Origin of the sequence: Tenacibaculum sp. 190524A02b, assembly GCF_964036645.1 — a bacterium.
Taxonomy (GTDB): domain Bacteria; phylum Bacteroidota; class Bacteroidia; order Flavobacteriales; family Flavobacteriaceae; genus Polaribacter; species Polaribacter vairaonense.
The window spans coordinates 1,519,439-1,541,437 of record NZ_OZ038525.1; the positions used below are offsets into that span (position 1 = coordinate 1,519,439).

Sequence of the window (21,999 nt, forward strand, 5' to 3'; positions counted from 1 at the left end):
TATTATTGTAAATGGTACTACAAATTAGCTACCTTGGGAAATTATATCTTTAGTATCAATAAATAATTTAATTTAAGCAATGCTTCTCTAAACAAACTAAATCTGAATAAATATTGGTAAAGATATTCTGTTGCTTGTTATATATCTTACCAAATACACGAACATCATTCAAGTATAAACTATTTAATAGATATTTTAATTCTTTTATCTTTTGATTTAGGTAATAAGAAAGAATTGAAAACCTAGAAGTATTCATTTGCCAAGATGCCTCTGAATGTTTTTTTTGTTTTTCTATCTCATTATAAAACGTTTTTAGTCCCTTAACCTTTGAGAAAAACTGTCCTCCTAATGCATCTAAAATAATTTCATTATCACTAGAAAGGACAAAATAAATATTAGTTATATTATGTTTCTTAATGACATCTTTTATGTTTATCAACGTATCAATGTCAGATACAAAAGAATTACCCAACGAAGTATAAAAATAATTTTCTTGTTTAAATTGATGATTGATAACCATTTCTAAACAATCAGTTGGACATAAAAGAAAAAGTGATTTATGCATTTACACCTTCATTTGGACTGTATGGAAAAGAAGAATGATGTACATCTATTTTTAATTCACCATTAAGCAACTTATAACCAAATGTATATTCTACTTTAGCTTCATTACCTTCTACATCTGTAAAATAATAGTTGCCCATTGCTATAGCTCTATTTTCTTCTAAAATAAAACCTGTATTTTCAAACCTTACTTTAGTCCAAGGCTGAATAGCAAAACCTTTATCTTCTGCACAAGCTCTATCATCACCAGCAATAAAGTAGGATAACGCTTCTTTTTTAGTAGGTCTGAACTGCTCTATAGCGCATTTAGTTGGTTTAAACAAAACGGTTCCTGCTTCAAAAGCATAACGCTCATCTAAAAAATTATTAGAGTATGTTTCACATTCTACTCGATTATCTTTTAATGATCCGATTTTTACTACGCCTTCTCCCCACTTACTTTGCACTTCTAATACTTGTTTTTCTGTTATCATTTTTTAATATTATGTTTTAAATTATTAAATGTACGCTAGCTTAGCATGGTTTTAAAATTAATCATTTTTTATTAAATGCAACATAGTTGCATTATAATTTAACATTGAGTAATAAATTTTTATAATAAAAGCTTTAACTAACACAAATTATACGTAAAGAATACCACACTTTACACTTTGATTTGGCTTTTATCACAGATAACATAAGTGTTTGGAATATAAAAAAGGCTCTAAAAACAATCATGTTTTTAGAGCCTTTTAAACTTATCTTTATACAGTTTAACACTATTTTCAATCCATTCATAATTTGATATCATCTTAAGCTTATTTATCAAATTATCAGGTATTCCTTTCTTTCCAACTAATGTTCCAGCTATTTGTCCAGCCATTGAACAATTTGTGTCTGTATCTCCTCCTATTTTTATTAATTGTAAATACATTTCTTCCATTCCTATTTTGAGTACTTTATTAGCTGCTGCAATAGCTAATGGAACAGAATTTACTACATAGCCATTATTACCTAACTTTCCTATTTCATCTAAACTATCTATATTACTAACCTCTATTAATCGATCTCTAACCCGAGTATCAGGAATTTGATTAATTATAAGATCTATTAAGTTAGTTTGTCCATTCCAATTACCTTTTAAAACCTCTCTTATAGCTACTATAATACATTTAGCTCCTATATAAGCTTCATCATTATGATGCGTTATTAAACAAACATCTCTTATTTCTTTATAAGAACAGTCTGTAAAAGCTAAAGGAGCTATACGCATAGCTGCACCATTTCCAGCTGCATATTCTCCTCTTCTTCCAACTTGACTCCAATGTCCGCCTATACTTAGTTCTTGAAAAGATTTTAATGTACTAGCACCAATCCCTCTTAATTTTCCTTGCTTATAATAAGTTACAAACTTATCTGCTACTAACTCAGGTACAACTTTTTTATTACCTACTACTGCTTCTATAGTTGCTAAGGTTAATTGAGTATCGTCGGTTAATCCCCAGCTAGGTGTTTTTACCCTTGGATTCCCTACTAAATAAAAGGTATCATCTTCATATTCAAATTGATTTTCAAACCCACTACCCCAAGCATCTCCTATAGCTCCAGCTAGAATACAACCTTCAAATCTTTCTGCTTTTGTCATTTATTTCTAATTTTTTAATATAACAAAAGGTCTTTCAAAACAGAAAGACCTTTTTATTTATAATAATATTAGTTTTACTACTGTAAGCTAGCTAAACTATTTTTTATAGTTTCAATTTTTGCTAGTGTATCAGATTCTTTTTTACGTTCTAAAGTAATTACTTTTTCTGGCGCATTACTCACAAAACGCTCATTTGATAATTTCTTTTGAATACCTATTAAGAATCCTTCAGCTCTTTTTAGTTCTGCACTTAGTTTCTTTATTTCTCCTTCTACATCTATATTATCTAATGAAATAGGCACAAAGTATTCATTTGATTTTACTCTAAAAGAAGCAGCTCCATCTACTTTATCATTCACATAATTAATTACAGATGTATTGGTTAATTTTTGAATAACTACATCAAAATCTTTTACAAAATGCTCATTATTTACTACTGATAACTCTATCGATTCTTTAAAAGAGATATTTTTCTCTTTTCTAATAGTTCTAATACCTGATACTACATTAGTAGCAAAATCAAACTGATTTATTAATTCTTTATTAGATTCTTTAATCTCAGGGTATTTTGCTATTATTAGTGCTTCCTCAGGTGTTCTCTCTGTAATAGACTGCCAAATTTCTTCAGTAAGGAATGGCATAAAAGGGTGTAATATTTTTAAATTATCTTCAAAAATTTCAATTACTTCCTTATAAGTTTTGGCATCTATTGGCTGCTGATATCCTGGTTTTACTATTTCTAATAACCAACCACAAAAATCATCATAAATTAGCTTATAAATAGCCATTAGCGCATCGCTTAAACGGTATTTACTGTAATGGTCTTCTATTTCTGCTAAAGTTTGTTGGAATTTAGTCTTGTACCACTCTAAACCTAATCTACTTGATGCTGGTTGCTCTAAACTGTCTGAAACTTCCCAAAGTGTAGTTAAATAAAAAGCACTCCATACTTTATTCCCTAAACCTTTACCTTGCTGACATAAAGCTTCATCAAATAGTAAATCATTTCCTGCAGCAGAACTTAATAATAACCCTACACGAACTCCATCTGCTCCAAATTCTTCTATAAGTTTTAACGCATCAGGAGAATTCCCTAATGACTTAGACATTTTACGACGTTGCTTGTCACGTACCAGCCCTGTTAGATATACATTTTCAAACGGACGTTTATCTTTATATTCATATCCAGCAATAATCATACGTGCTACCCAAAAAAACAAAATATCTGGTCCCGTTACTAAATCATTAGTAGGATAGTAATACTTAACTTCTTCATTTTCAGGATTACGAATTCCATCAAAAACACTCATTGGCCATAACCAAGAAGAGAACCAAGTATCAAGTGCATCTTCATCTTGACGTAAGTTATCAGCTGTTAATGATTCGTTATTCGTTTTTTCTTTTGCTAACTTAAGTGCATCGTCAATATTTTCAGCTACAACAAAGTCGTTTTTACCTTCTCCATAATAATAAGCTGGAATTTGTTGTCCCCACCATAACTGACGAGAAATATTCCAATCGCGAATATTTTCCATCCAATGACGATAAGTATTCTCAAATTTTTTAGGGAATAACTTCACTTCTTTATCTTCTCCTAAAACTGCTTCAATGGCTGGTTTTACTAACTCTTCCATTTTTAAGAACCATTGATCTGATAATCTTGGCTCAATAACAGCTTTCGTTCTTTCAGAGGTCCCAACTTTATTAGTATGCTGTTCTATTTTTATCAGGTATCCTTTTTCTTCTAATTCTTTAGAAATTTCTTTACGTACTACAAATCGGTCTTTACCTTCGTAATGTAAACCTAGAGAGTTTAGAGAAGCATCCTCATTAAAAATATCAATTACCTCTAAATTATGCTTGTCTCCTAATACTTTATCATTTTCATCATGAGCAGGTGTTACCTTTAAACAACCAGTACCAAACTCTACATCTACGTATTCATCTTCAATAATAGGTATCTCACGTCCACAAAGCGGAACAATTACTTTTTTACCTTTTAAGTGTGTAAATCGTTCATCATTGGGATTGATACAAATGGCTGTATCTCCTAAAATAGTTTCAGGACGCGTTGTAGCAATCGTTACTTTTTCATCAGAACCAACTATGTCATACTGTAAATAGTATAAGCTTCCTTGGCGTTCTTCATAAATTACCTCTTCATCTGATAGCGTAGTTTTTGCTTCAGGATCCCAATTTACCATTCTATATCCTCTGTAGATATACCCTTTATTGTATAAGTCTACAAAGACTTTTATTACCGATTCAGAAAGTGCAGGATCCATGGTAAAAGATGTTCTTTCCCAGTCACAAGAAGCTCCTAACTTTTTTAATTGTTCTAAAATAATACCTCCGTACTCATTTTTCCACTCCCATGCATGTTTTAAAAACTCTTCTCTAGTTAAATCGTTTTTATCAATCCCTTGCTCTTTTAACTTTGCTACCACTTTAGCTTCTGTAGCAATAGAAGCATGATCTGTACCTGGTACCCAACATGCATTCTTTCCTAATAAACGAGCTCTACGTACTAAAACATCTTGAATAGTATTATTTAACATATGTCCCATATGTAATACTCCGGTGACGTTTGGTGGAGGAATCACAATTGTATATGATTCTTTACTATGATCTACTTCTGAATGAAAATAATTATGTTTCATCCAGTAATCGTACCACTTACCCTCTACTTCTTGAGCATTGTATTTTGATGGAATATTCATATGTTTTTACTATATTTAGCCTATTCTATTTTTTTGGCATTATTTTTGAAATCTGAATTAGCAAAAATACAACTATCTGTGAGCTACAGAAAACTAGTTGCCATTTTTTTAATAACAAAAAATTATTATAAATTTGTAATCGGTTATAACAACCCCTAATTAAAATTAACATTATGAAAACAATTTTATCATTTGTAGCTATTTTATTTATTGCTTTATCTGTAAATGCTCAAGAATTTAAGTTTGAAACGGAAACAATCAATTATGGAAAAATAGCTGTAGGTTCTGACGGTAAGCGTGTATTTGAATTCACAAACGTAGGTGATGCACCTTTAATTATTAAAGATATTAAATCTACTTGTGGTTGTACAGTACCTAAAAAACCAGAAAAGCCAATTATGCCAGGAGAAAAGGGACAAATTGAAGTTTCTTATGACACAAAAAGAATTGGTGGTTTCTCTAAGCAAATTACAGTTACTTCAAATGCTAAAAAAGAAAGAGTATTCTTAAAAATTAAAGGATTTATTTCTAAAAAAGCTGTTCCTGCTAAAGATAAAAGCATGGTATCTAGCGGAGAAAGTAACTAAGAAGTAGTAGCTATAAAAACATCTATCTATATAAAAAAGTCAGCAGTAATGCTGATTTTTTTATGCTTTAATTTTAATAAATATTTAAAGATATAACTAAAAAAGGCTCAAGTGAATACTTGAGCCTTTCTTCAATCAACTATTAAAAACTAACTAATCACTAACTTTTACGTTAAGTAATCAATTAAAAGACGGATAAATCCGCATTTAGTTACACTAATTAGTTAGGATTAACATTATTTTAAGATACTGCTTCTTCACGCTCACAGTACACTATATAATACCTTGGTGTAAAATGCCTAAGTATGGGTCTCACTCCTATTTTTCTCCAATCAGATGAAGTCCATGTTTCACTATCTTTAATTTTCCATCCTGTTTTTTTTAATAAAAAATCGAACTGTTTAATTTCAAATTCATGATAATGTTTGTCCCAATCATCTTTTTCATTCCAATACGCATCAGTAAACCATAATTTTAAAGGAACAGAAGCTATCATTTTATTAGTTTTTAGGTTTCTCAAAATATTAAATGGAGCCAACATATGTTCAAATATTTCAAAAGATGTAATTACATCAACATTTTTATCCAAATATACTTCGTAATTAATGTCTAAATCTTCACCTTTTGTATTTTCTACATTGTAGCCTTCTTTTCGCATAATATCAGAAAAAGCATTCGTAGTACCTAGGTCTAATATTTTTGATTGTTCCGGTATGTGTTTCTTTACAAATTTTAGTGTTTTATTGTATCTCTTTTCTAAATGTCTATTCATTATGCTAAATGCCGTTTATTTCTCCTTTTATTTTTTGGAACTCACTCATAATTTCATCAACCACTACTTTTGCTGGTTTTATTTGATGGATTAATCCTGCTATTTGCCCAATTTCTAATTCTCCTTCCTCTAAATCTCCTTCAAACATTCCTTTTTTAGCACGTGCACGTCCTAACAACTCTTTAATTTCTTCTATAGTTGGTCCTTTTTGATAAAGTGCTTGAACATCATTATAAAACTTATTTTTAACCAATCTTACAGGAGCTAACTCTTTTAATGTTAACTGCGTTCCTCCTTCTTTGACATCAACAATAGTTTGCTTAAAATTTTCATGTGCAGATGATTCTATAGTAGCTGCAAAACGGCTACCAATTTGCACAGCATCAGCTCCTAAAACCATTGCCGCCAACATACCTCTTCCAGTTCCTACTCCACCAGCAGCTATAACAGGAATTTTCACCTGTTCTTTTACCATTGGAATTAAAGTAAATGTTGTGGTTTCTTCCCTACCATTATGTCCTCCAGCCTCAAAACCTTCACAAACAACAGCATCTACACCAGCTGCTTCAGCTTTTAAAGCAAATTTTACCGAACTTACCACATGTACTACTGTAATTCCTTTTTCTTTAAGAAATCCAGTCCATGTTTTAGGGTTTCCAGCTGAGGTAAAAACAATCTTTACTCCCTCTTCAACAATAATATCCATTATTTTTTCAATATCTGGATATAGCATTGGTACATTTACTCCAAAGGGTTTATCAGTTGCTTTTTTACATTTTTGAATATGCTCTCTTAACACATCAGGGTACATAGATCCAGAACCTATTAGTCCTAAACCACCTGCATTAGATACAGCTGAAGCGAGTTTCCAACCTGAAACCCATATCATACCTCCCTGAACAATTGGATATTGTGTTTTAAATAACTCCGTTACTCTATTTATCATTCTACTTTTTTAAAAATCTCACAGTTTGAATTTCTGATCCTTTTTTAAGTTGTAAAATATACATTCCATTTGTTAATTTAGATACATCAATGTTTTTAGAAGTGGATGTATGGGTGTATATCTTACTTCCTAAAGCGTTAAATATAGAAATATCTAAGTTATTTTTATTGCTATCCACTACTAAATAATTTTGTGTTGGATTTGGATATACTTTAATCCCTTCTAGTTGGTTCAAATCTTCAACAGATAATACCATATATGCTTTACTAAAATCTGGAATACCATGCCCATGTTGATCGGTTGGATTCGTATATCTATCTGCTGATTCTCTAACTTTTTGCATAATTTCTTTATATGTTAAATTAGGAAAAGCTTGCCAAAAACATGCTACAGCACCAGCCATAACTGGACCTGCAAAAGAAGTACCGAAAGATTGTTTTGGTTTACCAGTATTATGATCTATTATATATACCCAACCTCCATGTGCTAATACATCTGGCTTTACGCGTCCATCAGCTGTTGGTCCGTAAGAACTAAATGGCATTATTACTTCTGTATCTGATACAGCTCCAACTGTAAACACAGACGGAGCATCTGCTGGAGCAGTAATATATTTCCATGCTTTTTGTCCTTCATTCCCAGCCGAAGTAACCAAGATCATTCCTCTTGAAGCTCCTATTTCTGCGCCTCGGCTAATAAAAGTAGTTTTTCCATCCATGTCTGCGTATACATGATTATAAGCTGTATTGTCAAATTCATAATATCCTAAAGACGTATTAATAATATCTACTCCTAAACTATCAGCTCTTTCTGCTGCTTCTACCCATAAACTCTCTTCTATAGGTCCTTCACTAGATACATCTTCAGTTGTAAATAAATAAAAAGAAGCATCCGGTGCTGTGCCTACAAACTCATTTTCTAGATATCCACCAATGTCAGATAGCACATTTGTTCCATGATTATGACCTGAGTAGAAATTATCACTTCTATTTACAAAGTCATACCCTCCTAAAATTTGATTATTATCTCTTAGCCTTTTAAAAGCGTCTAAAGTATTTACATTTGGAAAACCTGCATCAATTACTGCTATTTGCATTCCAGCTCCCGTATAACCTTCTTTATGTAATACATTTGCATTTAACATAGTTACCTGTGTGTTGGTTACTCCATAATTGAAATCTGTTTGTAGCTCTGCAAATTTATCTATAGTAGTATTTTTTGCTTGTTTTTTAATTTCTGTCGTTTTTGTTATTGAATTTAATGTTCTATTTGCAAATTCAACTTTTTCTACAAAACTTAAATTAGTAACCAATGCATTTATATTTGCTTGTGTACCTCTTACATGTAATGCGTTTAACCATTTTGATTTAGCCATTACAGTAATACCTACAACACTTTTTACTTGTGCATAGTAATTTTTATCTATTGGAACATCTTTATTATCTAAAGCTATATTTTGCTTAGTTCTTCTATCTAATGAACGCTGAGATAACATCTTAGTAGGCTCTGCTAAATAAGTACTAGCATCTGGCTTATCTGAAAAATACACCCAAGCATCTTCTGTCTGAGCTATAGCTGCTAGAGCTAAAAATTGAAAATAAAAAAGTATTAGTTTTTTCATTTGAATTAAGTTTAATTTGTTTGATTGTTTGTATTGTTTCCTTTAATAAGGAAAACAATTTGAATTAATTATTTGGATAGCAAATGTTTTTATAATATTATCTATTATTAAAAACATCGCTTTTAAGCGAAGAATATAGCCCCCATACCTTGTAAAAATAAGGTATTCTAACTACAAAACAATTAGTTTTACAATTACCCTACTAATTTTAGTAAACAAACAAGATTTTTAATTCTTAAAACAAACTCTTAACTTATTACTCCTGAACCTAATAATTCTTCTTCTAAATACCAAGCTACAAATTGTCCTTCTTGAATAGCAGACTGAGGATTTTCAAAAGCAACATATACACCTGAATCTACTTTATGTAAAACTGCTTTCTCTAAAGCTTGTCTATAACGGATTCTAGCCTCCACTTCCATTTGTTCTCCTGAATCCAAGGCTAAATCTTCTCTTACCCAATGTAGTTCTTCATTTGAAACGAATAACACATTTCTATATAAACCTTTATGTTTCTTGCCTTCTCCTGCGTAGATAATATTAGTTTCTACATCTGTTTCTATTACAAATAACGGCTCTTTAGTACCTCCAACAGCCAACCCTTTACGTTGTCCTTTTGTAAAGTAATGTGCTCCTTGATGCCTACCTACTTCTTTACCATCTTCTTTTTTGTAAGTATACTTAGTTGCTAAATAAGCTAATTCAGTCTCTTTACTTTCAAATTTTGGTATTACTCTATGATATTGTTCAAAATCACTAGGTATTTGTATTATTACCCCTTCTTTAGGCTTTAGTTTTTGCTGTAAAAAGTCTGGTAAGCGTACCTTTCCAATAAAACACAACCCTTGAGAATCTTTTTTATCTGCTGTAATTAAATCAGCTTCTTTAGCTATTTCTCTAACTTCTGGCTTTGTTAGCTCTCCTATGGGAAATAACGCTTTTGATAACTGCTCTTGTGATAATTGACATAAGAAATAAGACTGATCTTTATTAGTATCCTTTCCTGCTAGTAATTTATATACTGGGTTTCCATTAATAACTTCTTCCGACTTCCTACAATAATGTCCAGTAGCAACATAATCAGCACCTAAGCTTAAGGCAATATCCATGAATACATCAAACTTTATTTCTCGATTACATAGAACATCTGGATTAGGAGTACGTCCTTTTTCGTATTCATTAAACATATAGTCTACAATACGTTCTTTATATTGTTCACTTAAATCAACTGTTTGAAAAGGTATTCCTAATTTTTCAGCTACAATCATAGCGTCATTACTATCTTCTAACCAAGGGCATTCATCAGATATAGTTACAGAATCATCATGCCAATTTTTCATGAATAAACCAATAACTTCATATCCTTGCTCTTTTAATAAATAAGCGGTTACACTACTATCAACTCCTCCAGAAAGTCCAACTACTACTCTTTTCATTTTTTTACTTTACTATATTTAATGATCCTACCTTACAATAAACCTAGTTCCTTAAAGATATATCTTATGATAAGTTACTTTATTAGAAGCTGCAAATTTACGAATACCTTTTAAATTAAACTTTTGCTTATTATAGATTTATCTTATATAAAAATCACCCGAAACGGGCTATATAGCGTGTTCCTTTTCTTAATAGTTTTACCTAACTTTAATAAAACAACTTAATCATGAAAAAAACTATGCTATTACTAGCCTTTTTACTTACAGGCTCTACTATTTTTTCACAAGGTAATTGTAATTGTGATCATTACATTTCCAATTTAAGCCTTACTAACTTCAATCAAATAAAGGGAGATGATTTTAACTACCAACCAGGTGATGTATTCTGTTTGGAAAGTGGAAACTACAGAGGTATTAGATTGGTAAACTTTAAAGGGACAAAGGATAAACCTTTAATTTTTAGAAATAACGGAGGTGAAGTATTTGTTAATGAGTCAACTTATCCTGCTATTGAAATAAAAGAAAGCGCTCATATAATATTTACTGGTACAGGAGATGATACATATACCTATGGTTTTAAAGTAACTGCTTCTAATAGTACAGCCGTTGGAATTGCTGCTTTTAGTTCAGATATTGAAATGGATCACATAAAAGTAGAAAGCTCTGGATTTGCTGGGTTTATGGCTAAAACAAATCCTGTTTGTCACGATCGACAAACTTGGAGAAGAAGTGGATATATAATGAAAAATATCAATTTACATCATAACTACATTAAAGATACTGAAGGTGAAGGTTTTTACATTGGTAGTACTGGTGGTTATAAGGTTAAAGCCAGACTTAAATGTGGTAATGAAGATGCTTTTCCTCATTGGTTAGAAAATGTTGATATTCATCATAATATTGTTGAAAATGCAGGATGGGATGGTATTCAGGTAAATTTAGTTAGAAAAAATGGTAATGTTTATAATAATACAATTACTGGTTATGGAGTTACCCCTAATTCGTATCAAAAGTTTGCAATGAGCATTGGTGGTGGAGTTTACAATATATATAATAACGTTATAAAAAACACACAAGATGGAAAGGGAATGCAATTTATTAGTGCACAAAGTGGCACTAAAATATATAACAACATAATTATCAACCCTAAATCTGAGGGAATTTTTCTGCATAGCAGACATGTTTTTGAAGATCCAAACAGAGGGTATTTTATTTTAAACAATACTATAATTAATCCTGAAAAATCTGGTGTTAAGTTTTACTCAAACATTAAACAAAGCGAAGATCCTAGTTTGATAAATACTACGCAAATAGATGTACCTAGTTATTTTGTTAACAATATTATAGTTAATCCAGGTAATACTTACGAAACGGGTAATACTTGGAAAGGCATTTCTGAAAATTATTTTGATTTTAACACTCCTGCAGAACGTGATGCTTTTAAAAAGTATATTACTTCAAACTTACTTTCTAAAAAAATAGACACACTTGGTTTTACTGACTATACTAATCATATTTACACTCCAAATAGCAGTTCTTCTGCTATGGTTGATACAGGTGAAAATTTAGTGAAATTTGGAATTACAAGCGATCTTAAAGAAATCAGTAGACCACAAAATAACGCTTTTGATATTGGAGCTTATGAGCTTAAACAAACTGTAGTTTTAAGTAATAAATCTATCTTAAAAACAACTCCTATAAATAGTCAAAATAACCTATTAAACATTTACCCTAATCCAAGTCAGGAATTTGTTAAAGTAGATTCAAATGAACCTATTCAAAAAGTTTCTTTCTACAATACTAATGGAAATTTATTAGAAGAAATCGAATATCCAAAAAGTAAAATTTCATTAAAAAGATTAAAACAAGGTGTTTACTTTATGAAAATTAATTACAGCGACCGAAGTGAAACACATCAAATCATAAAAAAATAATTCAATTTTATCTTTATGGACTCGCAATCCATTATTTTTTTTACTTCATAATAAAAGAAGGCGTTTAAATTGTTAAACGCCCTCTTATCTTCTTATAAAAGATATTTATTTTTTGAACCTACCTAATTTTTTAGTTTTTCTTTTTTCTTCCTTATCTGTAACTAAAACTCCATCAATGTAAAACTCCCATTCTCCTGCTCTCTTTCCATCTTTATACATTCCTTTTTCTTTTAAGTTTCCTTTTAAATCAAAATACTTTCCTACTCCATTCAACTTTCCTCCAACATAGTTAAGTTCCTCTATTAAAATTCCATCTTCAGTATATATTTTAGAAACTCCATCCTTTTTTCCTTGCTTATAGTATGTTTCTTCGGTAGTTTTCCCATTTCCATAATAATTCTTCAAAACTCCATCTAACTTACCATCTACATAGTTTTCTTCTGAAATTACTTTTCCATTAGGAAAATAATACAACCATTTTCCTACTCTATTTTTCCCTATCATACTCCCTTTACTTTTAAGCTTTCCTAATGAAGTATAGAAAGAAACCAAAGCTTTATCTGAAGTTTCAGAAAACTCTTTAATTATTACAGGTTGAGAAGGCGATGTAATTGAATAAAACTTAAACACTCCTACTTCTTTACCATTTTTAAACTGACCTTGATACCTTATTTCTCCATTTTTATAAAGTTTTTTCCAAACACCAGTTCTTTTACCATTCGCATCAAACTGATTTATCTTCTGAGAATAAACATTCTTGGTAAAAAATATAACACCAATAAGCAGTAATGGTAATATCCTTTTTATATTTATCATTTTGTTGTTTCTTTTACTGTTCAAATTTACATAAACCGTACCAATATGAGTCTTGAATTTACAATTTCTGTTTTAGAAAATATGAACAACCCTACAAAAGTTAATCGTAATCATGCTGCAAATATTGTATTAAACACCCCTGAATTAATAGAATACTTACTTAAAATCACTATGAATGTTGATGATAAGCTATCTATTAAAGCTTCTTGGGTATTGGAATGGATTTGTACTAACCATAGCATTGACTACTTACATCCTTATATGGATTTTTTTGTTCAAAACATTTCTAAAGTTCATTTTGATAGCGCAGTTAGACCTTGTGCTAAAATTTGTGAGCATTTAGCTGTTGCCTATACTTCTAAAAAAGAAAATGAAACTAAAATAGTATTAACCCAAGAACATATTGATTTAATTATTGAAACTGGTTTTGATTGGTTAATCACAGATCAAAAAATTGCTGTACGAGCTTACACAATGAATACGCTGTATCTTTTTGGTTTACATAAAGATTGGGTACATGCCGAATTAAAACATTTAGTCAGTACCAAAATTATACATGAAAGTAAGGGTTGTGAAGCGCGTGGCAAAAAAATTCTTGGGTTAATTACTAATAATTCATTAAGTTAGTTAGAACCTATATCCTAAGGATATTTGAACATTTGAATTCTTTAGAGAAAAAGACTCCCTAAAACTTTCATTAAACTTAGTTAACCCTAAATTATATCTTCCTTGTATAAATATATTTTTATTTATGTCATAAGAAGCGCCAAAGTTTAATCCAAAATTAAGTTTACTAAACTCCCCCAATATACTTCTTGAGCTATTTTTCTCAAAATCATACCCCCCAAACTGCTGAACTTTTTCTCCTTCAACGTATAAATCTTCGTCTACTCTAGCAGCCAATGTATATTGTAACTGAGGTCCAAACTCTAAATTAAATTTTTTAAAAATATTGTACTTTAACATTATTGGTAATTCTAAAAAGGAATACTTCTCTACTCCTTTTAAATGACCTGTCGTAAAGTCACCTGCTGACGACATTAATTGTAAGCTTTTAGTATTATTTCCTCTCAGTCTGGAATAAATCAATTCGGGTTGTAAGGAAAATTTTTCACTTAAGGGAATTTCTACAAAAAAACCAGCTTGAAAACCTACTTTACCGCCACTTATGTATCCTGGTGAAAAACCAGTAAAGCTCGTATGTTTTTGTGAAAAATTAGAAGAATTAATTCCTCCTTTTATTCCATATTTAATTTCTTGAGAAAAAATGTAGTTAACTGATAATACTGCGCATAGCAATAAAACTTTTTTCATGATTCTAAATTTTTAAATGTTATTAAATTTTCTACTGCGAAACTATTGTTGACAAACTGAAATAAGAAAAATAAAATCACAAAGTGATGTTAACAAGCACGTTAAACATTTCTAAACAAAAATTATGTTAAAAACTCATTAGGAAAGTTAAATAATTCATTCAGAAAGTTTTCAATTTATAGTCAACGCTACTATGGTACTTTAGAAGTGTATTAACCAATTAAACTAAAATATTATGACTAAAAACATTTTAAAAGTAAATGGTGTGACAACTTTAAAAAATACTGACCTAAAAAAAGTAAAAGGAGGAACTGGTCCATCTGAACCTGCTTTCCCTTATACTTGTTGGGATAATGCTGGTACTTTTCAATCTTCTTTTGATATTTCAGGTGGAGAAGTTACTTGTGTTCGTAATTCTATAAGTACTATTCCTGTTATTAGTCCAAAAACTAGGTAACGAAAACATTTAATAAAGGTTGAACTTTTCTGACATAATCTTTATAACCAAAAAGCGAGTCTAAAAAAACTCGCTTTTTAATTATAATTTATGCTTTCAGTAAAAAACTGAATCAATATCCTACAAGTTTGTAGGCTTTCTATATCCTTGGAATGGCTGCTTTAACAGCTCTATTAAATCAGAATTCTTTTTTTCATCAGGAAAAGTATCAACTCCATATACTATTTCATCTCTATCTAATTCCATATAAGTTCCTAGCAGTCGATCCCATATAGAAAATATATTCCCATAATTACTATCTGTATAAGGTAATAAATTATGGTGGTGAACTTTATGCATATCTGGCGATACTAGTATGTAGCTTAAAAATTTATCTAATTTTCTAGGCATTTTTATATTAGCATGTGTTAATTGAGTAAATATAACAGACATAGATTGATACATCATAATAATTGCTATAGGTGCTCCAATAACAAATACGCCTAGTAATGTAAATATAAAGCGAATTACACTCTCAATTGGATGATGTCTATTTGCAGTCGTAGTATCTACTTTATGATCTGAATGATGCACTAAATGAACCATCCACAATGGTTTTACTTTATGTTCTACCAAATGCGCTAAATAAGCGCCAAAAAAATCTAAAAACAATACTCCTAAAATTACATATAACCACAATGGCATTTCAGGCAACCAGTTTAACAGTCCAAATTTATTAGCCACTGTCCAATCTGATGTTTTTAATAAAAAAAACGCCAATACAAAATTAATTATGATAGTTGTTAATGTGAAGAATAGATTTGGAAAAGCATGTTTCCATTTGTTGTACTTAAAATTAAATAAAGGTACCGCACTCTCTAACAGCCAAAAAAAAGTAATTCCGCCAACAAGAATTAAACTTCTATGACTTGAAGGAATTGTTTCAAAATAATGTACTAAGGTTTCCAATATGAGATAATTTTCACTAAAAATACAAAATTATCGCTACTAAAAAACAAGAATATTACTACATCTCTAAAAACTAACTACTTCTATTACTAAATATACAATCTAAGCACAACGTATTGAATATTAGTAAATATTAAATTTTATTGAGGCAACCTCTTTTTTAACTCCTCAACTATTCTATAAGTTGCAGGGCATACTTCTGTGTTTTTAATAGTTAGGTTAGCTAACTGAATAAACTTTTTTCTATTAGTATGTGGATATTCAGCACATGCTTTGGGGCGAACATCGTATATAAAACAGGTATTATCACTTTCGTCTAAAAAAGCACATGGGGCTGTTTTTAGTACATGATAATCATCTTCATCAATACGTAAGTATTGCGCTACAAAATCAGCTACCTTCATTTTTAAATGTTTAGCTATACGCTCAATATCTTTATAAGTAAACATTGGACTAGTAGTTTTACAGCAATTACCACAAGTTAAGCAATCTGTACGTTCAAACTCTTCTTCATGTATTTCTTGCATTAATAAATCCAAACGCTTTGGCGTTCTTTTTTTTAACTTTTGAAAATACTTTTTGTTTTCTTGTAAAGCTTCCTTTGCTAATTTGGGAAGGTTCTGTAAATCTTTATCCATGCTGCAAAAGTACTATAATTACCATGATTATAATTATTTTCTGAATTTTGATTTTTCTATTTAATTATATAAATGCTGTTTTTTAACAATATTGATTCTAAATTATTTAACTCTTTTTTTTAACAAAACTTTATTTAATTATAATTTTTTAAATTTAACAGCGTTTTGAATGCGTAAATTTAATTTAAACCTTATCCCTTATGAGAAAATTATTCCTATTAGCAACATTATTAATTTCATTCGCTTCTTACTCACAAATAGAATTCATAGAAACTACAAGAACAGAAGTAGTTAGCCATGTAGAGTTTGTTTATTTAGAGAAAGTTGGAGAAGATTCATACAATTTTTACTACAAAAACATTAATGACCCTATAAACGAGTACGTACATTTTACTTTTAAAAATTTGAATAATGATTTTGATGCTTTACATCAAATTTTCTTAAGAGGTTTTGAGGAAAAACCAAGAGAAGCTTATAAAATCAAAGCCAATGGTGATGTAGTTTGGTTAAAGTATGAAAGACAAAGTGATGGAGAAATAAAAGTACAAATTAAACAATATGTTAGTAGAGATCCTGACGTAGTAACGCTTTCTAAGTTTATTAGCCTAGATGAAATTAACAAGTTATTCAATAAATAAAACTTGTTTTCATAAATTAGCAAAGCCTTTTAATATGCATATTAAAAGGCTTTTTTTATAATTGCTTTTATGAAAAACACTAAAAATATTACTTTTTTATCCTATTTTTTTAAAACTTTATGGTGTGTAACTGTATTGCTAACTATCTATCTTTTTGGTTGGATTACTTTATTATTTTTTTCTATTAATAGTTTAATTTCTAAAAATTATACTTTTTGGAATTTTATTCTCCCTAATATTACTACCATAGTATTAGTCTTTTTTTACAGTAAAGAACTTCTTTTAGGAAACCAACAATCATCAAAGTCTAAAAACTACAGGTCTCTTTTATTATACTTTGTTATTATTTCATTACTTATCTATATACAGTTTCCCTTAGCTCTAGAATTATTAAACCTTTTTAACTCTAGTTACTACGATTGGGTAATAATTCTCCCATTAATAATTATACTTACCCGCTATTTTGGCATACTTTTAAATAGAATTCAACAGCTTTACTAGTACTCTTTTATTTTTTTATAAATAACTATCTTACTCAACAAACTGGTATTGTTACAAAATAAACTGATAAGTACAACGTTAAGCAGGTATTCGTTTCCCCTTAAATGAACTATAACATGTTATCAAAAAAGCGTATTTTCTTTGCTTTAACCTCTATGCTTTGCTTAGCTGTTAATGCCCAAGAAACACAAAAAGCTCAAGTATGTTTATCTCCGGACAAAGCTTATGTTCGTAGTTTAGCTTTTGAAAAAAAAACAACTAACAAAAACAAGGCAAATGCATTACCTCCTACCAACACTAGGGCTTATACACAAAGTATCCATAATGCTATAGCTAGATGGGATACAGGATCTTATTATCGCTTTTCAATAGGAACCGCCGCTGGCCTTAATGATATTAGTAGAGGAAATTTACTTAGAAACAGTGACAAACACACTCGTGGTCATAGTTATGAAGAGTTAAGAAAAACAGCTTTAGCACAAGGAAATACTTTTAGTATTGGAGATACTTTTTATTTTTCTTTATATGAAACTAGCAGCGACACTACTCCATCATGGGTCTCTCCTGCTTTAAAATTTGAAGTAGAAACTTTAGGAGCTGCTACCAACAACTTAACTGTTAATATTGAAACTAACTATGGTGTAAATGGATTAGGGGGATTTACTACAGCTCAACGAGATAAAATGAAAGCCTTTTATGATTTAGTAAATCCAATTGTAAAAGAAGTATACGGACCACCAGCGAGAAATCATGAAGTACAAATTTTAAATGATGGAAATGCAGTAGGTACTAATACTTTTTACAATGGCCCTAACCAAATTAGTACAACTTATAAACTAAATAGAGACGGTGACTTAGACCAACCAAGATTAATGATCCATGAGTTAGTACACGCTTATAGAGATAATGTTGTATTAAGTAGTAATGAAGAATGGCATTATTTACCTGTACTAAGTGGATTTGAAGAAGGAATGGCAGAAGCTGTTGCTTTAATTGTAATGAATCTTTTCATAGATCGATACCCAAACTTTTTTAGCGGTGATGAATTCAAGGTATATTGGGGTCATTCTAGAGGTATGCCTTTTGATTGGGATTATGATTTTCAAAATCATGAGCAACTAACTACAACTGACTTTTTTTCAAGTGATATTGGAACAGGCGCTCATTGGGAACGCTATGGTACTTCACAAGCTGCTATGCAAAAAATGTATATTGAAGATAAAGAAGTCTTCAAAAAGTTTAACGCAGAATACTACAGAAGATTAACAACTAGTCCTAACTTAATTCCAAATAGAGATTTTATTATAAGTATTTTTAAGAAAATTTTACCCGAAGTAGAACGCACTCCCGTTGAAAAATGGATCAATGAACAAAGAATATTAGATTGTAAGGTTACTCCTGGAAATAAAGTACATATGCTTACTTTCCATTCTGTTTCACCACCTAGAATGCACGCTTTAGACAATCGTTTACACGTAATTCAAACTCAAAACTTACCATGGGGTAATGAGTGGTCTTGGGATGAAGACGACCCAACTAATCCTGACAATTCAAAAAGATGGTATATACAAACAAATAATTTAGATGGTAATCTTAGCATTTACAATTATGATAATACAATAAATCAATCAGTAGCTATTAAAAACGATAAAAGAAGTCGTTCTAAAGGAGTAGCTCCTTATTTAGGCCCTTACCAGGGACCAAATCTTTTAAGGTATAATGGAACTTTTACTGGAAATGATGGTAAAAATGATTGTACACAACCAGGTTGTGGTAAACGTCCAGAGGCCATAGAAAACCATAATTTTGTTTCAGCTTCTACTGATGATAGAAATCACTCAGATTTACCTAACAACCTTCCAGACCCTAATTCTCAAATTGTAAGCGGCTTAACTGACTTAGGACTATATAAATATGACATTAGTTTTGAAGGAGGTAAATACAAAGGAACCTATTACCGTTTACATGGTCAAGATTTAGTACAAAAAGAAGGTATTATTGGAGGTATTAAATCTAAAAATGACTCACAACTAATAAAAGGAAAACTAATTATTGAACATGAAAATTACGGAGAAGAACCAGAAGTAGCCATTAATAATGGAGCCTTTATCAGTGAACGTTCATGGACTTCTATTTTAGAAACTTCTCCTACTAGACAAGGAGGAAGAAGCGATAGAAGATACTCTACTCCAGGAAAAGTTCATGCCATATATATTAGTGAAGACTGTACGGAGCAAAAAATAGATTTTAGAAATATAACCTATGGAGATGGACTTACTGGTAGTCAATTATTTCTATTTACAGTAGAAAACTTTGAAGATATTGTGTTTACTCCTTCAGATGATGTTTCTATTTGTAAAGACGAATCTTTTACATTAAATGTAACTAATAACTTTCCTGATATTTTAGATAATGATTCAAGAATTACATATAAATGGTTAGACCCTGATAAAAATGAAATAGCTACAACTAAACAACATGAAGTAACAAATGCTCAAAAAGAACAAGAAGGTACGTATACTCTTGAAATTAAATTTTTTGGATGTACACTAACTTATGAGGTCAAAGTTTTGATTAATGCTGAAACCTTTACGGTTAAAACTCCTGAAAACCTAAGCATTTGCGAAAGTGAAACCATAGAATTAGAAGCTAATGAAATAGAGGACGCTACCTATACATGGATCGGTCCAAATGGTTACACTGCTAATACAAGACAAATCTCTATTCCCAATACTACTGTTACTATGTCTGGAGATTATATTGTTACTGTGTCTGCTAAAAACTGTCAAGGTAATAATGTTACAGGGACTAGTACTACAAAAGTAACTATCTCTCCTAGTTCCTTTATTATTAACCAAAGTCCAATAGCTATTAGTATTTGTGAAACTGAAACGCTAACATTAGACGTTGATGAAGTTACAAATGCCAATTATGAATGGACAGGTCCTAATGGATATTCTGCTAAGACAAGAGAAATTTCTATTCCTAATACAACTACTAAAATGTCTGGAGAATATATTGTTAATGTTACTGCCACTAACTGTAAAGGTGTGGAAGAAACTAAAACTAAAACTGCTACAGTTACTATTAATCCAAATTCCTTTAGTATTAACGAAACTCCTTTGCCTATTACTGTTTGTGAAAATCAAACTATTGAACTGGAAATTGATGAAGTAGAAAATGCTATTTATTCTTGGATTGGTCCTAATGGATTTACAGCGAATACTAGACAAATTTCAATCCCAAATGCCACAGCTACTATGGCTGGAGACTACACCGTTACTGTAACTGCTAAAAACTGCCAAGGAACAGATGAATCTAAAACTAGTACAATAAATGTATCCATAAACAATGATTCTTTTAGTATAAACTCTTCTCCTACTCCTATTAGTATCTGTGAAAATGAAACATTAACTCTAGAAATAAATCAAGTACCAAATGCAACTTACTCTTGGATTGGCCCCAATGGTTTTACTGCGAATACTAGACAGATTTCAATCCCAAATACCACTGTTGATATGACTGGGGATTATACCGTTACTGTAACTGCTAAAAACTGCCAAGGTACTGATGAATCAAAATCTAGTACTACTCAAGTTACTATAAATGCCAATAGTTTTATTATAAATGAAAATCCTAATCCTCTTAATGTTTGTGAAAAAACTTTAATTTCTCTAGAAATTGATGAAGTTACAGATGCCAAATACCATTGGATTGGCCCTAATAATTTTGAAGCAGACACTAGAATTGTTGAAATTCCTAATGCTAGCTTAGAAATGAGTGGAGATTATACAGTTGCGGTTACCGCTATAAACTGTTTAGGTATAGAAGAAACAAAATTAAGCACAGTAGTAGTTACTGTCAGTTTAGAAACTTTTCCTGTAAACCAAGCCCCACAACCTGTAAATGTATGCCTAGACGAAAGAATTGAATTAGAAATTGACGCTATTCCTAATGCTTCTTATTCATGGGAAGGCCCCAACAACTTTACTGCAACTACTAGAGAAGTAGCTATTCCTAATGCATCTATAGACATGACTGGTAACTATATTATTACCACTACTATTACCAATTGTCTTAACGAAGAAGTATCTCAAACCAACAGAGTACTGGTAACAGTAACAGATTGTTCTGGAACTCCAACAACAACTATTCCTTCATTTTTCACACCAAATCAAGATGGAATTAATGACACTTGGACGGTTGATAATAACCTTTTTTCATTCACAACCATAAACATATACAACCGTTTTGGTAAATTAATAAAACAACTTACTCCCGAAAATAATAGTTGGGACGGTACTTACAACGGCAGAAACATGCCTTCAAACGATTATTGGTATGTTATCAATTATGTTGATAAACCTCAAGACAAAGGACATTTTAGTTTACTGAGAAAGTAAAAATCATTATCACACTCATCTGCAAAAAAAATCAAACTTGATTTACAAAACACATTGTAAATCAAGTTTGCCTTGTATTA

Annotated in this window: 18 protein-coding genes; 6 read left to right on the top strand and 12 right to left on the bottom strand. The window is 30.6% G+C overall.

Translation table 11 applies throughout. The features are described 5' to 3' along the window. Window positions 1–67 precede the first annotated feature (67 nt). The 4 genes from ABNT65_RS06065 to ABNT65_RS06080 form a co-directional block, all read right to left on the bottom strand. The gene (locus ABNT65_RS06065) at window positions 68–565 is read right to left on the bottom strand and encodes a hypothetical protein (protein ID WP_348704073.1); all 498 of its coding nucleotides are present in this window, start codon (window positions 563–565) and stop codon (window positions 68–70) included. Further along, window positions 558–1,037: a hypothetical protein gene (locus tag ABNT65_RS06070; RefSeq protein WP_348704075.1), complete on the bottom strand. Its 480-nt coding sequence runs from the start codon at window positions 1,035–1,037 to the stop codon at window positions 558–560. Before ABNT65_RS06070 ends, ABNT65_RS06065 begins: the two co-directional genes overlap by 8 nt. 248 nt (window positions 1,038–1,285) lie before the next feature. Next, window positions 1,286–2,188, bottom strand: a complete 903-nt coding sequence (locus ABNT65_RS06075) for an ADP-ribosylglycohydrolase family protein (RefSeq protein ID WP_348747429.1) — start codon at window positions 2,186–2,188, stop codon at window positions 1,286–1,288. Between the two features lie 77 nt (window positions 2,189–2,265). Next, window positions 2,266–4,908, bottom strand: a complete 2,643-nt coding sequence (locus tag ABNT65_RS06080; protein WP_348704077.1) for a valine--tRNA ligase — start codon at window positions 4,906–4,908, stop codon at window positions 2,266–2,268. A gap of 173 nt (window positions 4,909–5,081) precedes the next feature. Between ABNT65_RS06080 and ABNT65_RS06085 the strand changes: the two genes are divergently transcribed. After that, on the top strand, window positions 5,082–5,495 hold the full coding sequence (locus ABNT65_RS06085) for a DUF1573 domain-containing protein (protein ID WP_348704078.1): 414 nt from the start codon (window positions 5,082–5,084) through the stop codon (window positions 5,493–5,495). 241 nt (window positions 5,496–5,736) lie between these two features. Here ABNT65_RS06085 and ABNT65_RS06090 read toward each other — a convergent pair whose 3' ends face one another. The 4 genes from ABNT65_RS06090 to mnmA form a co-directional block, all read right to left on the bottom strand. After that, window positions 5,737–6,267: a methyltransferase domain-containing protein gene (locus ABNT65_RS06090; RefSeq protein WP_348704079.1), complete on the bottom strand. Its 531-nt coding sequence runs from the start codon at window positions 6,265–6,267 to the stop codon at window positions 5,737–5,739. A gap of 4 nt (window positions 6,268–6,271) precedes the next feature. Then, on the bottom strand, window positions 6,272–7,213 hold the full coding sequence (locus ABNT65_RS06095) for a nitronate monooxygenase (protein ID WP_348747430.1): 942 nt from the start codon (window positions 7,211–7,213) through the stop codon (window positions 6,272–6,274). A gap of 1 nt (window position 7,214) precedes the next feature. Further along, on the bottom strand, window positions 7,215–8,834 hold the full coding sequence (locus ABNT65_RS06100; protein ID WP_348747431.1) for a S8 family serine peptidase: 1,620 nt from the start codon (window positions 8,832–8,834) through the stop codon (window positions 7,215–7,217). 248 nt (window positions 8,835–9,082) lie between these two features. Further along, window positions 9,083–10,270 carry a tRNA 2-thiouridine(34) synthase MnmA gene (gene mnmA / locus ABNT65_RS06105; RefSeq protein WP_348747432.1) on the bottom strand — a complete coding sequence of 396 codons (1,188 nt, stop codon included), beginning with the start codon at window positions 10,268–10,270 and terminating at the stop codon, window positions 9,083–9,085. Window positions 10,271–10,497: 227 nt separating this feature from the next. On the opposite strand from mnmA, the gene ABNT65_RS06110 reads away from it, so the two are divergent. Then, window positions 10,498–12,204, top strand: a complete 1,707-nt coding sequence (locus tag ABNT65_RS06110; RefSeq protein WP_348747433.1) for a T9SS type A sorting domain-containing protein — start codon at window positions 10,498–10,500, stop codon at window positions 12,202–12,204. Between the two features lie 105 nt (window positions 12,205–12,309). On the opposite strand, the gene ABNT65_RS06115 is transcribed toward ABNT65_RS06110, so the two are convergent. Then, window positions 12,310–13,020, bottom strand: coding sequence for a toxin-antitoxin system YwqK family antitoxin (locus tag ABNT65_RS06115; protein ID WP_348747434.1), 711 nt, complete (start codon window positions 13,018–13,020; stop codon window positions 12,310–12,312). Between the two features lie 45 nt (window positions 13,021–13,065). On the opposite strand from ABNT65_RS06115, the gene ABNT65_RS06120 reads away from it, so the two are divergent. Then, a complete protein-coding gene (locus ABNT65_RS06120) occupies window positions 13,066–13,647 on the top strand; it encodes an adenylosuccinate lyase (RefSeq protein WP_348747435.1) in 582 nt (193 codons plus the stop codon). Here ABNT65_RS06120 and ABNT65_RS06125 read toward each other — a convergent pair whose 3' ends face one another. Beyond that, window positions 13,648–14,334 carry a porin family protein gene (locus ABNT65_RS06125; RefSeq protein ID WP_348704094.1) on the bottom strand — a complete coding sequence of 229 codons (687 nt, stop codon included), beginning with the start codon at window positions 14,332–14,334 and terminating at the stop codon, window positions 13,648–13,650. It lies immediately after the preceding gene. A gap of 235 nt (window positions 14,335–14,569) precedes the next feature. Here ABNT65_RS06125 and ABNT65_RS06130 point away from each other — a divergent pair, with 235 nt between their 5' ends. Further along, window positions 14,570–14,791 (top strand): hypothetical protein, encoded by a 222-nt coding sequence (locus ABNT65_RS06130; protein WP_348739323.1) that lies wholly within the window; start codon window positions 14,570–14,572, stop codon window positions 14,789–14,791. Between the two features lie 120 nt (window positions 14,792–14,911). Here the strand turns inward: ABNT65_RS06130 and ABNT65_RS06135 are convergent, their stop codons facing one another. Further along, window positions 14,912–15,739 carry a sterol desaturase family protein gene (locus tag ABNT65_RS06135; RefSeq protein ID WP_348747436.1) on the bottom strand — a complete coding sequence of 276 codons (828 nt, stop codon included), beginning with the start codon at window positions 15,737–15,739 and terminating at the stop codon, window positions 14,912–14,914. 140 nt (window positions 15,740–15,879) lie between these two features. Continuing rightward, complete coding sequence (locus tag ABNT65_RS06140; protein ID WP_348739326.1) at window positions 15,880–16,377, bottom strand: YkgJ family cysteine cluster protein; 498 nt, start codon at window positions 16,375–16,377, stop codon at window positions 15,880–15,882. Between the two features lie 200 nt (window positions 16,378–16,577). Between ABNT65_RS06140 and ABNT65_RS06145 the strand changes: the two genes are divergently transcribed. Together ABNT65_RS06145 and ABNT65_RS06150 are read left to right on the top strand one after the other, a co-directional pair. Further along, the gene (locus ABNT65_RS06145; protein ID WP_348704101.1) at window positions 16,578–17,015 is read left to right on the top strand and encodes a hypothetical protein; all 438 of its coding nucleotides are present in this window, start codon (window positions 16,578–16,580) and stop codon (window positions 17,013–17,015) included. A 617-nt stretch (window positions 17,016–17,632) separates the two neighbouring features. Beyond that, window positions 17,633–21,919, top strand: coding sequence for a T9SS type B sorting domain-containing protein (locus ABNT65_RS06150; RefSeq protein ID WP_348747437.1), 4,287 nt, complete (start codon window positions 17,633–17,635; stop codon window positions 21,917–21,919). Window positions 21,920–21,999: the final 80 nt, after the last annotated feature.

Excerpts from the sequence above, each read along its gene's own strand:
- ABNT65_RS06065 (WP_348704073.1), bottom strand. The coding sequence starts at position 565 with ATGCATAAATCACTTTTTCTTTTATGTCCAACTGATTGTTTAGAAATG.
- ABNT65_RS06070 (WP_348704075.1), bottom strand. The coding sequence starts at position 1,037 with ATGATAACAGAAAAACAAGTATTAGAAGTGCAAAGTAAGTGGGGAGAA.
- ABNT65_RS06075 (WP_348747429.1), bottom strand. The coding sequence starts at position 2,188 with ATGACAAAAGCAGAAAGATTTGAAGGTTGTATTCTAGCTGGAGCTATA.
- ABNT65_RS06080 (WP_348704077.1), bottom strand. The coding sequence starts at position 4,908 with ATGAATATTCCATCAAAATACAATGCTCAAGAAGTAGAGGGTAAGTGG.
- ABNT65_RS06085 (WP_348704078.1), top strand. The coding sequence starts at position 5,082 with ATGAAAACAATTTTATCATTTGTAGCTATTTTATTTATTGCTTTATCT.
- ABNT65_RS06090 (WP_348704079.1), bottom strand. The coding sequence starts at position 6,267 with ATGAATAGACATTTAGAAAAGAGATACAATAAAACACTAAAATTTGTA.
- ABNT65_RS06095 (WP_348747430.1), bottom strand. The coding sequence starts at position 7,213 with ATGATAAATAGAGTAACGGAGTTATTTAAAACACAATATCCAATTGTT.
- ABNT65_RS06100 (WP_348747431.1), bottom strand. The coding sequence starts at position 8,834 with ATGAAAAAACTAATACTTTTTTATTTTCAATTTTTAGCTCTAGCAGCT.
- mnmA (WP_348747432.1), bottom strand. The coding sequence starts at position 10,270 with ATGAAAAGAGTAGTAGTTGGACTTTCTGGAGGAGTTGATAGTAGTGTA.
- ABNT65_RS06110 (WP_348747433.1), top strand. The coding sequence starts at position 10,498 with ATGAAAAAAACTATGCTATTACTAGCCTTTTTACTTACAGGCTCTACT.
- ABNT65_RS06115 (WP_348747434.1), bottom strand. The coding sequence starts at position 13,020 with ATGATAAATATAAAAAGGATATTACCATTACTGCTTATTGGTGTTATA.
- ABNT65_RS06120 (WP_348747435.1), top strand. The coding sequence starts at position 13,066 with ATGAGTCTTGAATTTACAATTTCTGTTTTAGAAAATATGAACAACCCT.
- ABNT65_RS06125 (WP_348704094.1), bottom strand. The coding sequence starts at position 14,334 with ATGAAAAAAGTTTTATTGCTATGCGCAGTATTATCAGTTAACTACATT.
- ABNT65_RS06130 (WP_348739323.1), top strand. The coding sequence starts at position 14,570 with ATGACTAAAAACATTTTAAAAGTAAATGGTGTGACAACTTTAAAAAAT.
- ABNT65_RS06140 (WP_348739326.1), bottom strand. The coding sequence starts at position 16,377 with ATGGATAAAGATTTACAGAACCTTCCCAAATTAGCAAAGGAAGCTTTA.
- ABNT65_RS06145 (WP_348704101.1), top strand. The coding sequence starts at position 16,578 with ATGAGAAAATTATTCCTATTAGCAACATTATTAATTTCATTCGCTTCT.
- ABNT65_RS06150 (WP_348747437.1), top strand. The coding sequence starts at position 17,633 with ATGTTATCAAAAAAGCGTATTTTCTTTGCTTTAACCTCTATGCTTTGC.